This is a genomic window from Sporomusa acidovorans (assembly GCF_900101845.1).
Lineage (GTDB): Bacteria > Bacillota > Negativicutes > Sporomusales > Sporomusaceae > Sporomusa > Sporomusa acidovorans.
This window is the reverse complement of sequence record NZ_FNAM01000010.1, coordinates 123,387-137,132: the sequence shown is the minus strand read 5'-3', so window position 1 is coordinate 137,132 and position 13,746 is coordinate 123,387. Positions and strand designations below refer to the sequence as shown.

The following is a 13,746-nucleotide window of genomic DNA, read 5'->3' as shown; positions in this document are numbered from 1 at the left end:
CCGTTCGACTTGCATGTGTTAGGCACGCCGCCAGCGTTCGTCCTGAGCCAGGATCAAACTCTCCAATAAAGTATATTTATTGAAGCCATTTGTTGGCTCTTACAATCTATTTGGAAATTGTTTTGGTTTTATATATCGCAAGCGATATATAACCGCACATCTGGCTTTTTGATGCATTACTTACATTGTTCAGTTTTCAGGGAACATGTCGCGCATCTATCATTTAGAACCGCGACAGCTTTTATATATTATCACATCAAGAATTGATGTGTCAATATATTTATTTTGGAATTTTCAATCGCTGTTTTTGCGACTTCTATATAGTATCATATCTCAACTTATCTTGTCAACAGCTCTTCCCAAATACGTTGCAATCAATTACACGACTGAACGAAAAATATCTTACCATAGCCACTTAAGCCTGTCAACACCGAAGGCGTGACTCATCAGGAATTTTTTCAACAGCAACTTCCTCTCCAATCAAACACATACTAAAAATTTTTGCAAGCTTCTCAAATGCAAAATATATAGAAAGACTTGGCTTGTGTAAGTCTTTCAGAATGCCGGCAGCAGCCGCCTGTACTCCTTTAGGGGTATAGGCGTTCTTACATATTATCAGCAAGGTTGCTTTCGGATAATATAAAAAAGGTTGACCGCAGAGGTCAACCTTTTTTGCTATTCGCGCTGACGCATGTGGGGAAATAAGAGTACATCTCTTATTGAATAGGAATCCGTTAAAAACATAACTAACCGATCAATGCCAATGCCCAGACCGCCTGTCGGCGGCAAACCGTATTCCAGTGCATTGATGTAATCTTCATCCATCATATGAGCCTCATCATCACCAGCCATTCGCTGAGCCAGTTGATCGGCAAAACGTCCATGCTGATCGATAGGATCATTAAGCTCCGAGAATCCGTTGGCAATTTCACGGGCAAAGATAAACGCTTCAAAACGGTCGGTAATTTCCGGGTTTTCCTTGTTGCGTTTAGCAAGCGGTGATATTTCTGTGGGGTGCCCAATGATAAAGGTAGGTTGAATCAGATGCTCTTCGCAAACTTCTTCAAAAACAGCGTTCAGGATACCGCCGATTCCATGTTTCTGTTCATATTTAACTCCAAGCTTATCGGCAATCGTACGGGCCTCGGCCACTGTTTTAACCACGCTGAAATCTACTCCTGCGTATTTCTTTATAGCTTCCGGCATGGTGAGACGATTCCATGGAGGTGTAAGATCAATTTCCTGTCCCTGATAAGTAATTTTTGTTGTCCCTAAAATTGTCTGAGCAACTCCGGCTACGACTTCTTCTGTCAACCGCATCACATCTTGATAGTCGGCAAAAGCCTGATAAAGTTCAACTATGGTAAACTCGGGATTATGTTTAATATCAATGCCTTCATTTCTAAACACCCGGCCGAGTTCATAGACTTTTTCGAAGCCGCCGACGATTAGCCGTTTGAGATAAAGTTCCGGCGCAATACGCATATAGAGCTTCATATCAAGGGCATTATGGTGGGTAACGAATGGCCTTGCTGCCGCACCACCAGCAATTGGGTGCATCATGGGCGTTTCTACCTCTAGAAAGCCCCGGTCGTCTAATTGTTGTCGAACAGCTTTAATAATCTTACTACGCATAACAAAATCATTCCGCACATCCGGATTAACAATTAAATCAAGATAACGCTGCCGATAACGGGTCTCGACATCTTTTAATCCATGCCATTTTTCCGGCAACGGGCGCAAAGACTTAGCCAAAAACTCAAATTTATTTACCTTTATCGTGATTTCACCCTTCTGAGTGGTAAAAACAACTCCTTCAACGCCAATAATATCGCCAATATCCAAAAGGCGGAATTGTTCGTAAGCAGTTTCCCCCATCACGTCCTGGCGGAAATAAACCTGAATTTTACCGCTCATATCCATAACATGACCAAAGCTGGCTTTGCCGTGACCGCGAACCGCCATCAGGCGTCCGGCTACTCGCACGGTTTGTCCTTCTAATTCATTATACTGTTCAATAATGGTTTGCGCATGATGAGTAAAATCATATTTCCGGCCAAATGGCTCAATACCCAGGGCGGCAATTTTCTCCATCTTTTCCCGCCGCGCCCTCATGAGTTCATTAAGCTCCTCAGCCGCCTGGCTATCTTTTAGTGCTTCTTGTTCTGCCATTAAATTTCTCCCCTGTCTTGCTTTCTTCAGCTAAAAATTAGTGTTGTCGTCTGATCTCCATAATTTCATACTTAAGGATACCTGCCGGAACATTTACTTCAATAACGCTGCCAACTTTTTGCCCTAAAATGGCCTGACCAACCGGCGATTCGTTAGAAATTTTAAGTTCAGCCGGATCGGCCTCAGCCGAACCAACAATTGTGTATTCCAGTTCGTCATTGAATTCTAAATCTTTAAGTTTGACAGTTGAACCTAAGGCAACGATGTCTGTACCAACTTCCCCTTCGTCAATTACCTTGGCATTACGTAGCATCTTTTCCAGTGTAAGGATTTCGCCTTCGATAAACGCCTGTTCATTTTTAGCATCTTCATACTCGGAATTCTCACTGATATCGCCAAATTCAATTGCCTGTTTAATACGTTCAGCTACCTCCCGGCGGCGAACCGATTTGAGATGATCCAGCTTTTGCTCCAATTTTTTCAGTCCGTCAATGGTAAGCATAACGTCTTTTTCCATGGTACATTCTCCTCTTTATTTAAATACTTGCCAAAAATACTTTTGCAAATATTATAAATTTTTTCTTAGTAGATAGTGTATTCCTTGTGCGTTTAAAATTGCCTTTCTAGTGGATTTTTTTTTAACTCAGGGAATCAGACAATATAAATAGTGCCAAGTAGAACTTGACACTGTTAGTGTTAAGAGGCGGCCCGCGGTAATACGGTTATCCTCTATTTTTCATTATTATAGGCATAAATATGGATTTTGTCAATATTTTCTAAAGCACTCCTTTCTGTACTTGGGAAACATTTGCCACAGCATTGGCTTTTATTGCGGCAAGTTCCTGCGTCGTAATCGCCCGCTCAAAGCTGCGGAAGCCAGCCAGTTTGAAACCATGTTTTGCGGCTAGTTTATTCATCGTTTCGACTTGCTTAGCCGTTAGATCCCGTCCTAACGTAAAATTCTCATAACGCTTTTCTAGCGCCAATATCATGGTTTCAGCCATACAAGCATAGGCGGTTCGCGGTGGAAATCCAAAATTTAAGCCAAACTGTACATCTCCTGGAACTTCGACAACTCCGCCTTCCAGCACGAATACGTCATTACGGTTTTCCGCTACCCGGCGGGAAACATTGCGTGGTCTGGCCACATCGCAGACGATGGTTCCAGGCTTTAAATCCTCTGGTTCAATTAGGCTATCAACAGCACTGGTTACGGCAACGACTACATCCGCGTTGCGAATTGCATGCTTAGTATTTGCCGTTACCCGTGCAGCTAATCCAGTAGATTTTAAAATTTGTTTGGCAAGTTTCTCAAGTCTTGTTTCATCACGGGCAGCAAGTGTTAGAAAACGGACTTCCTTGGCTAAAATCTGAGCACAGGCCGAACCAATCGATCCAGTCGCACCAAGAATAACTACGTTAGCCCGTTCCAAATCTACCCCCATCATCTTCGCTGCTTGGCGCGTTCCTTCCAGTGCGGTAGCCACTGTATAGCTATTACCTGTTGTTACGGCAATATTCAAATTTTTAGCTATCGTTATGCCAGCATCACCAATGACAGAAGTAAATGCGCCCAGTCCAACAATCTCAGCTCCTAGTTTTTCAGCCAGCTTACCAGCCTTGATAATTTTGTTAATCACATAAGGTTCAGGCATAGTAACCATTTGGCGGGATGTAAGGGGGCATGCCACCAACCATCCTTCCGCCTTATTATGTCCTGAATCAATCCCGGTAATGTGTGAAACTTTGAATGGTGGTATGTATTTGATTATGCCTTCAACTAACCCGTCAGGCAACCTACGGGTAAAAGGGAATTTCCGGCTAACATCACTAGCTTCAAAAGGATGAACTATAAAAGCAAACTTTTGCAAATACAAGCGCCTCCTTAAGTAAGTTTTTTAACCCTTGGCTCAATTCCTGCTTGCTCAATGAGATTACTGTAATCTTCTGGTGTGAGCTGCTCTGGCCGTTTACCGGCTAGAACTGTTAGCACCCCTTCTAATATATTTGTACCAAAAGAGCGGCCTCCCATTTCCGGGGTCGTGGTTACAAGGGTATCAACTCCCCGTTGCTTCAATAAAGCCTCGTCTTCTTGTGTTACCGTATTCGTAATAACTAACTTATTTTTCAGCATTGCCGGCATATACCGTCTGATGAAGTGAAAATCGCCCGCTATGATGGAAGCATCCTCAAAATACTTTTCAAATTTCGGCGTCACTTGTGTTTGTTTATTACCGGTAGGATAAAATAAGCTGACCGGAAGCCTGGTTATAATCGGCGCCACCAGGCCGGCCAATCGTGCCAAACCACCCAGAGTCGTTATTGGTATTGGCAATCCTAACCCAAACATTAAATCACCAAATACCATCTTACTGCCTGCAGCGGCTAAAGCTTCCGCCAAGCCGAACCGATCGACAGCACATACGATAAGTGCCGGTTGATCCTGGAACCTAACGCCATGCTTGGTAATTAAATAAGAGATTACCCGGCGTTCCAACGTATTTTTAATAGCACTGCCGTCTACTACGGGTGTTCTTTGGGCATTAGCGGCTAAGGCCGCTGATTCTCTGAACGTATAACGCTTGGTGCCGGCATAAATATACAAATCGGTGCCACCTAAGCCAATGGCATCAACCTGACCATCCATCTTGCGAATAAGTTCGGCAGCAGTCTGCTTGCTCCCATCCGTTCCAATCCTTTGTATTTGAAACTGCTGACCACCAATTTCGGTAATAACCGTACTATTACGTTTTGATGAACCCAGACTAATGCTTGCCACCTGTTTCATCTTTGTATCCTCCTGCTAAAACCTAAGTTGTCTAATGAGCGCACAGATATCCTCCGGATTAACATACTTATCCTCGGAGATCGGCGATTCACCGATTTGCACACCGATTACGGCTTTATCCAATAGGGTTTCCATTAATTTAATGCGCATATTTGAGCCAATGATAATAACTATATCATATTTGCGCACATTGGCAATAATATCCATTATCGTATTGAATAATTCCACACCACTTTTGGTTTGAACAAAATCAAGACGTTCTTTATCAGACAAAACAAGGCAAAAATCAATCCCCTCTTGTCTGGCTACATCATAAATCTCCTGGCAGTTTTTAATGGGAAAGCCAATGAGTGCCACCCGACCACCTTTGCGAATTTCGCCGATTGTTTCCAGCCGCGAGACAAAGGTGCGATCAACCCCCACCTGACCTGCCACGTCTTGCTGTGACAAACCATCTCGCCGCAGTTCAAGAATTCTATCTATGGTGTGGTGAATTTTTTGTCGATCAACAATCTTGTCGCCAATACGAAGCAACACGGCTTGTTCATCTCCCTTTAGTATATGTGCACAGAGTTGTGTACATACATAGTTTAGCATCAAATTTACCAATTAACAAGTTTTTCCACACAATCTTAAGCAAAAAAAAACCGTTATTCCCACGGTTCAAAGGGAAAACGGCCAATTACCCGTTTATAGGTTTCCAGTTTTAATACCGTATCATCATGAGCCATACCTTTTTTTAAGCCCTGAAGAACGCGGATGCCCTGATTCATCGTAAGGCCAATCTCCTCCGTAAGCTGAGACATAGTCGAACGGCGGGCTTTATCGATAGACTCATTCAGTGACTTACCAGCCTGAATATTACTAACAAATTCTTTCGCTAAATAAAATTGGGCTAAATTGGTCATGGGATTACCACAAGCGCCGCTGGCCGTTAAACCAAGCACTTCCGGCATCGTATGCTTAATACTGAATTCAACGGATTTTTTTAATTCGTCAGTTTCTCGGGCCAAAGCTTTAATTAAAGTCCGAGCCGTGCATAAACCATAAGTATTTAATGCTCTGATGATCGAGTGTTCAATCGTATGGGCCTGCTCCAGTTCAACCAGTCCGCCCAGGTTGGCTTTTATGCTTACTTGTTCGCCTGTTTCCAAATCCACGCCGTAAATGGTAATCGGAATATCGCTTTTGTCCCGGAACTCGGTATACCCACCCTGCGGTGTCCAACCGGCGCCGGAGATAGCCGGATATTCTTTTCGTATTTTGTTTAGGCTGATATATTCGACATCACTCGAATATATATAGTTACCGGTCGTTCGCATGGTATACCAGCGGGCATGACCTCTTCCTTCTAATTTGGCCATAAGGACAGGCATTTCCACGCCATTATCATCTACGGCAGTTTGATTCCATATATTCATAATGCGCACAATGACACCAACCGGATATAAGGCCTGTTCCTCAGCAATCCACGGACAAATCAGGATTTCCCTGCCCACGCCTACGTCCAGTAGTAATTGTCCACCGTTTTCGATGATAAACATACCGGTAATTGTTCCTCCCTGCGGCCTTGGCAGCACGCCATTGGCGACGGGCATGATGAGCATATGCATTTTTATCCCCCTGCGGAAACCGATTATAAACGCCCATCTACTTCGTTACTCCTGTGGGCGTTCCCTCCGACGTACTTCCCAGTACGACTGCGGTCACGTCCTCGTCGCGCCTCGTATCTGGACATTTCTAATCGGTTTCCGGCCTTTGCGCTAAAATTAAGTTCTTGCTGTTACATCTATGCGGTAGTTTTCCATAATGCGAATAAAGTCTTCTTTGCTTGCGGCCTGGTTAAATTTTAGCCTGAGTTCGGCTGAGCTGGGCAGGCCTTTGGTATACCAGGCGGCGTGGCTGCGCATTTCGCGAATGCCGACATATTCGCCCTTGTGGTCCACAAGCATGTCAAGGTGCCTCAGCAACATATCAATCCGTTCCGTAAGCATTGGCGGTGATAGAATTTCACCAGTAGCGAGGTAGTGGGCAACCTGGCGGAATATCCACGGATTTCCCTGGGCTCCCCGCCCTATCATTATGCCATCACAGCCGGTCTCCGTCAACATGCGCTTGGCAGCTTGCGGCGAGCAAATATCCCCGTTGCCAATCACGGGAATCTTAACTGCCTGTTTTACCTGACGAATTATATTCCAGTCCGCCTGACCGGAATAAAACTGTTCCCGGGTACGCCCGTGTACGCTGACGGCTGCGGCACCGGCCTTTTCTGCCAAGACAGCAATTTCAACGGCGTTTACCGACTGCTCATTCCAGCCCTTGCGGAATTTTACAGTCACGGGAACAGTGCCGGCGGCTTTTACTACGGAAGCGATAATATGATAAGCCAAATCAGGTTTTCGCATAAGAGCCGAACCTTCTCCATTTTTGACAATTTTCGGCGTCGGGCAACCCATATTAATGTCAATAATATCTGCGCCCGCTGCTGCAACAATTGCGGCTGCCTGCGACATACTCTCCGGGTCTGAGCCAAAAATCTGTAAGGCAACCGGCCGCTCGCGGTCATCAATCGCCAGCAGTTTTTTGGTATGGATATTGTCGTAAATTAACCCTTTATCACTGACCATTTCAGAATATACCAGACCACATCCCATGTCTTTGGCCAGCAAACGGAACGGCAAATCAGTAACTCCCGCCATAGGCGCGAGAATAACAGGGTTTGCCAATGTAATAGTGCCGATGCGCATATGTTCCTCCTAAAAAACGACTTCGTAATAGCCGTATATATACAACGTGCTAAAGATTTGTGCAGGCGGGTGGTGTGTTGGCAAAAGCGGAAGTCAAACGCCAGTGGTGGAGCGTTGTCAATGCACCACCCGCCTGCGCCGCAATATTCTTTAATGCGGAATATATAGCATTAAAAAAACCAGAAAAGCGGTCATTAATTGACCGCTCCTTTACATACTCCGATAATACAGGTTTATCTTGATGAACTGAAACCCTGTCTGAAATTTAGCATTTTCCTAGTGGTTTCGTTCGTGAATAAGCCTTAAACCTTCTAAGGTCAAAAATGTATCTACTTTATCAATCGTATGAGATTCCTGGGCAATTAAATTAGCCAGACCGCCTGTGGCAACAACAGTCGCTGCTTGGCTTAACTCGGCCCGCATCCGGCGGACAATTTCATCGACCTGCCCCACAAATCCATAAATGATACCTGACTGCATACTACTGATGGTATTGCGGCAAATAACCGTCTTGGGTTTAATAAGTTCAATACGTGGCAATTTCGCTGCCCGTTGAAACAAAGCCTCGGTGGAAATCCAAATACCCGGAGCAATCGCGCCACCAAGATAATCCCCATTTTCCGCTAGAGCACAAAAAGTAGTTGCCGTTCCAAAATCAACAATAATAAGCGGCCCGCCATATTTGGCATAAGCGGCAACGGCATTAACAATCCGGTCTGCACCCACTTCGCGCGGGTTTTCATATTTTATACAAATACCGGTCTTAATGCCAGGCCCCACAACAAGCGGTTTGACGTTAAAATACCGTTGACACATTCTGATTAACGGCACATCCAGCGGCGGTACGACAGAAGAGATAACAATCGCTTCTACATCCTCCATCTTGAGTCCACGGTAAGCAAATAGATTATTCAGCAGCATACCATACTCATCACCGGTTTTCTGCCTATCGGTGGAGATTCGCCAGTGACAGCAAAGTTCTTCGCCCTTGAACATTCCTAAAACGATGTTGGTATTACCAACATCAAATACTAATAGCATGAAAAAAATCCCCCTGTATAAACTACCCGGCTGGGAAATCAGCCAATCATTTAATCGCTATAATTGTACCTTAAAAGCAGGGAAATTGTAAATATCGACTTAATTACTATGCAGTTGCTCAGTCGCAAGCAGTCCCGCTTTTACCAAAGCCCGCCGGATACGTACACCGCCATAAACAGCAATCAGCATCTTAAAAAAATCAAGTGGTAGAAACGGCAATACCGCCAGATTAAGAGCCTGATCCAATGTTATTGCTTTATGCAGTACATAATGAAACGACAACATAAAACCGGCTAATCCCAGGCCATAGATCGCCGCCAACCCAGCAAACATAGCGATAGTAGTTGCTTTATATGTCAATCTAAAGTTTTCCGCAACATAACCAACAATATACGTGCAAATAAAATAGCCGAGAATATATCCTCCGGTTGGTCCAATTAGCACAGCGGCTCCCGCCTTTCCCTGGGCAAATACCGGTAAGCCAAAAACTCCGAGCAGTACCCATATGGCAACACTGGCCGGCCCCAAACGCCTTCCTAAGACCATACCTGCCAACAGAATAAACAGAATCTGCAGCGTAACCGGCACAGGCCCCAGCGGAAAAGATATTTGAGCACTAACGGCAAGCAATGCGGCAAATAAACTGGTAAGTGCCATATCCCTTATATTCATAATTGCCTCCTACGATTATTGATTATCATACCGGATCGAGACATCGCCGGCCAATACCCGTTCCACACCTTGCGCTGTTTTGATTAAAAGGGCGCCATCCGCATCGATATCTACGGCCAAACCCGAAAAATTGCGCTGAAAACCTTGCACCCTAACCTGCCGCCCCAGGGTTATAGACTCTTGCCGCCAAGCGGCAAAAACAGATTCAAATCCCGCTTGCTGGACAAGCGTATATACGTTTTCCAACTCCGCCAGAATTTCAGCCAATAAGATAACCCGTGAAACAGTTTGGCCTGTAGCGAGTGCCAGCGAGGTGGCTGTCGCCGCGATTTCGCTGGGAAATTCCTTCATATTGGCGTTAATTCCCATACCAATCACCACATAATTGATGGCATCCATTTCGGCGCTCATTTCAGTAAGAATTCCTACTACCTTACGACCATTCCACAAAATATCATTGGGCCACTTTATACCACAGCCGACACCGGTTACGCGATTGATGGCACGATTTACACCCACAGCCGCCATGAGTGTACATTTTGCAGCATCCATTGGTCCAAATGGCGGGCGCAGCACAACAGAAAACCAAATTCCCTTGCCAAAAGGCGAAAACCAGCCTCTGGCAAGACGCCCGCGCCCGGTAGCCTGCGATTCAGCCACAACAATGGTTCCTTCCGGACAACCGTTTGCCGCCAGCTTTTTCGCTTCATTATTGGTTGAGTCTACTTCTGGAAAATAATGAATCTCCTGTCCCAGCATCCGGCTGGTTAAATGGGCCTTAATCTCATCAGGCAGCAACCGGTCGGTGTTTTGTCGCAGCGCATAGCCAAGACGCGGGTGGGCTTCAATTTCATAACCGTCCTGTTTTAAAGCGCGAATGTGTTTCCACACTGCCGTCCGTGATACATTAAGGGTATGAGAAAGTTCTTCTCCGGATATATAGTGCCCTTCGTTGTGCTTAAGCAATTCAAGGATAGCTGTCCTCACTTCATAACCCTCCAAGTTATATTGTTATCCTAATAATAAAATATAGGTTAACGAATGTCAAATTCCGTCCTTGCCTTTATAGAATACTATATACAAGACCAGCCGGTTTGTGATAGCATTTCTATAGGAAGTAAGTGAGGTGACTTATGCAACAGATTAAAATATTAGTGGCTGATGATGAGCCGAATATAACAGAGGTTTTGCAATTATACTTAGAGCAAGAGGGATTTACGGTCTACACTGCCAGTAATGGCCAGGAAGCTTTGGCCATTGAAGAAGAACAGCGGCCGGACTTACTTATTCTGGATGTGATGCTCCCTAAATGCTCAGGCTGGGATATCTGCTCCACGGTTGAACGCCCAGTGCCAGTCATTTTTTTAACCGCCAAAAGCGCGGAGTCCGACAAATTGCTAGGCTTTTCCCTGGGCGCGGATGATTATATTACCAAACCGTTCAGTCCCCGCGAGGTAATGGCCCGGGTAAAAGCCGTCCTGCGCCGTTCCGGCGTACTTATTGACAGCAGCCTGCGTTTGGAATTTCCTGAGCTTAGTATTGACCAAGCTGCTCAGGCAGTTTATACTCACGGGCAAAATGCTCAATTATCCCCCAAGGAATATGAATTGCTGGTATTTATGGCCCGGCATGCCAAACTGGCATTTTCGCGCGATCAACTTTTGACCAATGTCTGGGGGTATGACTTTGACGGGGCCGACCGAACGGTGGATGCCACCGTCAAACGACTGCGACAGAAGATCGATAATCCGGAATATACCTATATTCATACTATCTGGGGCATAGGTTATAAATTCGAGGTCTCTGCCAGATGATCAAATCAATTTTTGGCAAACTCCTTTTGTCCCATTTAATTATGATCCTCATCAGCATGCTCACGTTAGGCGCTCTCATGTCCTATCTGGTGTATAACCATGTTATTGAAAATAAGCGCAGCGACCTTTTAGCCAAAGGAACTTCAGCTGTCACCATGGTAAATCATGTGCTGGAGCAAGGCAGAAAACCTTCAAACAGAATGTTGGATGCCATGGGCGATATGGCCGGCGGCGACATCTGGATCATGGACAAAAACGGCCAAATCATTGCCGGTCAGCCGCCCGCCAACTGGAAAAGCAAATATGCCGAATATTGGACACGCATATGGGATACGCTTGACTGGCAGGACGGAACAGGTATACAAAAAGTGTTTAGACCCCGCGAGCGCGATCCCAACATCGTCGTTGCCTTTCCTCTTCCCCCCCAAGAGTCGGGAATACCGATTGCCCTGTTTCTTGCTTCGCCGGCAACGGGTGCAAACCGCACCGCAATAGCTCTTGAAGAACTATTGCTGTATGCGCTGGCCGTTAGTGCATTGGCTGCCGCCTTAGTTGGATTTTTTATGGCCCGCAGCTTTACCAGACCACTTGCCGACATAAGCCGTGCGGCAGCCGCGTTTGCCAGTGGCGACTATCGCAGCCGCACCACCGCCACCCAGGAAAATGAAATTGGCCGACTCGGGCGCACGTTAAACAACATGGCGGCAGAACTGGCTCAAATAGAACAAAGTGGCCGCGAGTTCTTATCTGACGTCTCCCATGAACTGAAAACACCGGTAGCCTCTATTCAAGCTTTAGCAGAAGCCCTGTTGGATGGTTTAACAAAAACAACAGAACAACGTGCGCGCTATCTGGCAAACATTGTTGGTGAATCGAAACGCATTGGCCGGCTTGTTGATGATTTAGTCAACCTATCAAAATTAGGAGCAGGCGAGCTTACCATCATCCGCCGTCCCATACTGCTAGCTAAAGTTTTTATCGCTCACACGGACAAGCTCCTCCCGTTTCTAGAAGCAAAATCACTGACAATCGCAACCGACATTGCCGATGAACTCCCCCCTCCGCTTGCTGATCCCGACCGTTTGGGCCAAGTATTGGACAATTTACTGACAAACGCCATCCGCCATGCCACTCCCGGATCAGTAATCACCTTAGCTGCGAAAGCGAGGCAGCACCAGGTAATAATAAGCGTAAGCAATGTCGGCAGTGGCATTCCGCCAGAACATCTGAATCATATCTGGAAACGCTTTTACCGGGTCGATAAATCCCGTTCCCGCAATGATGGCGGCACCGGCTTAGGACTAGCAATTACGCAAAAATTAGTGGCCGCAATGGGCGGCTCCATTCAGGTAGAGAGTATACCGGGAGAAGTTACAACTTTTACTTTTACGTTGCCTACGGAAGCAACTAACTGTCAGGGAACCCCGTTTTCCACAACTTTCTCTACTAAATCATAAATATGTTCTGCTAATGCCACAGGCAATGCACCGGTTCCGCAGCTAGGCGTCCAAAGCATATTTTTCCGCAAAAGCGCACTATCGATTCCTCGGCGAGTCAATTCGTCACATTGTTCCTGAAACTTTGCAAAAATAGTGTCTGCTGTTTCCTGCCAGGCTTCCTCGGAGGTTGGAATAAGACCCCAGGCCATTTTACCGCCCCGGCGCAAAAAGCCTGCCAACCCGTCCGCCTGCAGGGCCATACCGGTAAAATAGTGATAAGCATCAAAACTAATTAGATCCAGAGGTAAATCGAATAAAATTGACCAGTCAATCCCCGCACAGGCATGCACTCCCACTTTTACGCCCAGCCCTTGCAAGGCTTTGATAATAGCCGCCAGAGCAGTTGAAGCATCTTGTCTGGTCAGGGTAATATGGGTTGATGCACCAATGAGAAACAGTCCCGGATCATCAATGAAAATTAATACCGGTAACCCGAGAGTTTTTAACCGTTTTGCCTCAAGCACCGCCTCAACAGTTAAACAGTGTACCAATATGTCCCTGAGTGCTTCATCATAAAAACAGGCTTTTCCCCACTCATCTTTAATCTGCAAGCCTACGGTAAGCGGACCGCTGACATGTCCTTTCACACCTTCTGCCTGGGGAAAAAACCGGCTAAAATGTTCCATAAAGGTCTCCATACCGGCAAACGCTTCCCCTGTCAACGCAAAAGGCTGCCCGGCACCAGGTTCATCGTTACTAAAGGCAAGATACTTTTCATAAAAATCGGCGGTCTTTGCATCCCAATCCGTTTCTCCGCGGCAAAACACCGGCTCTTTTAATGATTGGACAGCCAATAATCCCATCTTGATAAGCGGCTGAACATACTGCACGACAAAACCCTGTTCGGGCATTTTAGCAGGCAGTTGCGGCCAGTGAGGCCAATGCGGCATCGCCTTGGCAATAAGCTTGATTGCCGTTAATTCATCCTGATAGGGCAAACTTCCAAGGCCTGTAGCCCGCCCTGGTTTAATCCAATCCATATTTTTACCTCCTGTTCCTTATTTTCTATTTAA

The 13,746-nt window shown here is 45.8% G+C and carries 14 protein-coding genes and 1 rRNA gene; 3 read left to right on the top strand and 12 right to left on the bottom strand.

What is annotated here, in order from left to right:
* From BLR65_RS09495 to dusB, 8 genes are all read right to left on the bottom strand, one after another.
* Positions 1 to 69, bottom strand: a 16S ribosomal RNA gene (locus BLR65_RS09495); the annotation flags it as partial.
* 606 nt (positions 70 to 675) lie between these two features.
* Complete coding sequence (gene lysS, locus BLR65_RS09490; RefSeq protein WP_093793952.1) at positions 676 to 2,172, bottom strand: lysine--tRNA ligase; 1,497 nt, start codon at positions 2,170 to 2,172, stop codon at positions 676 to 678.
* A gap of 37 nt (positions 2,173 to 2,209) precedes the next feature.
* Positions 2,210 to 2,689: a transcription elongation factor GreA gene (greA, locus tag BLR65_RS09485; RefSeq protein ID WP_093793951.1), complete on the bottom strand. Its 480-nt coding sequence runs from the start codon at positions 2,687 to 2,689 to the stop codon at positions 2,210 to 2,212.
* Positions 2,690 to 2,948: 259 nt separating this feature from the next.
* On the bottom strand, positions 2,949 to 4,043 hold the full coding sequence (locus BLR65_RS09480; RefSeq protein WP_093793950.1) for a saccharopine dehydrogenase NADP-binding domain-containing protein: 1,095 nt from the start codon (positions 4,041 to 4,043) through the stop codon (positions 2,949 to 2,951).
* Positions 4,044 to 4,057: 14 nt separating this feature from the next.
* On the bottom strand, positions 4,058 to 4,960 hold the full coding sequence (locus tag BLR65_RS09475; protein WP_093793949.1) for a quinate 5-dehydrogenase: 903 nt from the start codon (positions 4,958 to 4,960) through the stop codon (positions 4,058 to 4,060).
* Positions 4,961 to 4,975: 15 nt separating this feature from the next.
* The gene (locus BLR65_RS09470) at positions 4,976 to 5,497 is read right to left on the bottom strand and encodes a helix-turn-helix domain-containing protein (protein ID WP_093793948.1); all 522 of its coding nucleotides are present in this window, start codon (positions 5,495 to 5,497) and stop codon (positions 4,976 to 4,978) included.
* A gap of 113 nt (positions 5,498 to 5,610) precedes the next feature.
* Positions 5,611 to 6,573 (bottom strand): hypothetical protein, encoded by a 963-nt coding sequence (locus BLR65_RS09465; RefSeq protein WP_093793947.1) that lies wholly within the window; start codon positions 6,571 to 6,573, stop codon positions 5,611 to 5,613.
* Between the two features lie 156 nt (positions 6,574 to 6,729).
* On the bottom strand, positions 6,730 to 7,707 hold the full coding sequence (gene dusB / locus BLR65_RS09460) for a tRNA dihydrouridine synthase DusB (RefSeq protein ID WP_093793946.1): 978 nt from the start codon (positions 7,705 to 7,707) through the stop codon (positions 6,730 to 6,732).
* A 77-nt stretch (positions 7,708 to 7,784) separates the two neighbouring features.
* Here dusB and BLR65_RS29670 point away from each other — a divergent pair, with 77 nt between their 5' ends.
* Positions 7,785 to 7,949, top strand: a complete 165-nt coding sequence (locus tag BLR65_RS29670) for a hypothetical protein (protein WP_169716717.1) — start codon at positions 7,785 to 7,787, stop codon at positions 7,947 to 7,949.
* 34 nt (positions 7,950 to 7,983) lie between these two features.
* On the opposite strand, the gene BLR65_RS09455 is transcribed toward BLR65_RS29670, so the two are convergent.
* The 3 genes from BLR65_RS09455 to BLR65_RS09445 all read right to left on the bottom strand — a co-directional run bounded on the left by BLR65_RS09455 (position 7,984) and on the right by BLR65_RS09445 (position 10,407).
* Positions 7,984 to 8,748 (bottom strand): type III pantothenate kinase, encoded by a 765-nt coding sequence (locus BLR65_RS09455; RefSeq protein ID WP_093793945.1) that lies wholly within the window; start codon positions 8,746 to 8,748, stop codon positions 7,984 to 7,986.
* Between the two features lie 99 nt (positions 8,749 to 8,847).
* Positions 8,848 to 9,420: a biotin transporter BioY gene (locus BLR65_RS09450; protein ID WP_093793944.1), complete on the bottom strand. Its 573-nt coding sequence runs from the start codon at positions 9,418 to 9,420 to the stop codon at positions 8,848 to 8,850.
* 15 nt (positions 9,421 to 9,435) lie between these two features.
* On the bottom strand, positions 9,436 to 10,407 hold the full coding sequence (locus BLR65_RS09445) for a biotin--[acetyl-CoA-carboxylase] ligase (RefSeq protein ID WP_093793943.1): 972 nt from the start codon (positions 10,405 to 10,407) through the stop codon (positions 9,436 to 9,438).
* 146 nt (positions 10,408 to 10,553) lie between these two features.
* Between BLR65_RS09445 and BLR65_RS09440 the strand changes: the two genes are divergently transcribed.
* Positions 10,554 to 11,234, top strand: a complete 681-nt coding sequence (locus BLR65_RS09440; protein WP_093793942.1) for a response regulator transcription factor — start codon at positions 10,554 to 10,556, stop codon at positions 11,232 to 11,234.
* A complete protein-coding gene (locus tag BLR65_RS09435) occupies positions 11,231 to 12,691 on the top strand; it encodes a sensor histidine kinase (RefSeq protein WP_093793941.1) in 1,461 nt (486 codons plus the stop codon). The genes BLR65_RS09440 and BLR65_RS09435 overlap by 4 nt, the downstream gene beginning before the upstream one ends.
* Here BLR65_RS09435 and BLR65_RS09430 read toward each other — a convergent pair.
* Positions 12,649 to 13,713, bottom strand: coding sequence for a uroporphyrinogen decarboxylase/cobalamine-independent methonine synthase family protein (locus tag BLR65_RS09430; protein ID WP_093793940.1), 1,065 nt, complete (start codon positions 13,711 to 13,713; stop codon positions 12,649 to 12,651). The genes BLR65_RS09435 and BLR65_RS09430 overlap by 43 nt on opposite strands.
* Between the last annotated feature and the right edge of the window lie 33 nt (positions 13,714 to 13,746).

Excerpts from the sequence above, each read along its gene's own strand:
- BLR65_RS09450 (WP_093793944.1), bottom strand. The coding sequence starts at position 9,420 with ATGAATATAAGGGATATGGCACTTACCAGTTTATTTGCCGCATTGCTT.
- BLR65_RS09475 (WP_093793949.1), bottom strand. The coding sequence starts at position 4,960 with ATGAAACAGGTGGCAAGCATTAGTCTGGGTTCATCAAAACGTAATAGT.
- BLR65_RS09440 (WP_093793942.1), top strand. The coding sequence starts at position 10,554 with ATGCAACAGATTAAAATATTAGTGGCTGATGATGAGCCGAATATAACA.
- lysS (WP_093793952.1), bottom strand. The coding sequence starts at position 2,172 with ATGGCAGAACAAGAAGCACTAAAAGATAGCCAGGCGGCTGAGGAGCTT.
- dusB (WP_093793946.1), bottom strand. The coding sequence starts at position 7,707 with ATGCGCATCGGCACTATTACATTGGCAAACCCTGTTATTCTCGCGCCT.
- BLR65_RS09455 (WP_093793945.1), bottom strand. The coding sequence starts at position 8,748 with ATGCTATTAGTATTTGATGTTGGTAATACCAACATCGTTTTAGGAATG.
- greA (WP_093793951.1), bottom strand. The coding sequence starts at position 2,689 with ATGGAAAAAGACGTTATGCTTACCATTGACGGACTGAAAAAATTGGAG.
- BLR65_RS09465 (WP_093793947.1), bottom strand. The coding sequence starts at position 6,573 with ATGCATATGCTCATCATGCCCGTCGCCAATGGCGTGCTGCCAAGGCCG.
- BLR65_RS09430 (WP_093793940.1), bottom strand. The coding sequence starts at position 13,713 with ATGGATTGGATTAAACCAGGGCGGGCTACAGGCCTTGGAAGTTTGCCC.
- BLR65_RS09435 (WP_093793941.1), top strand. The coding sequence starts at position 11,231 with ATGATCAAATCAATTTTTGGCAAACTCCTTTTGTCCCATTTAATTATG.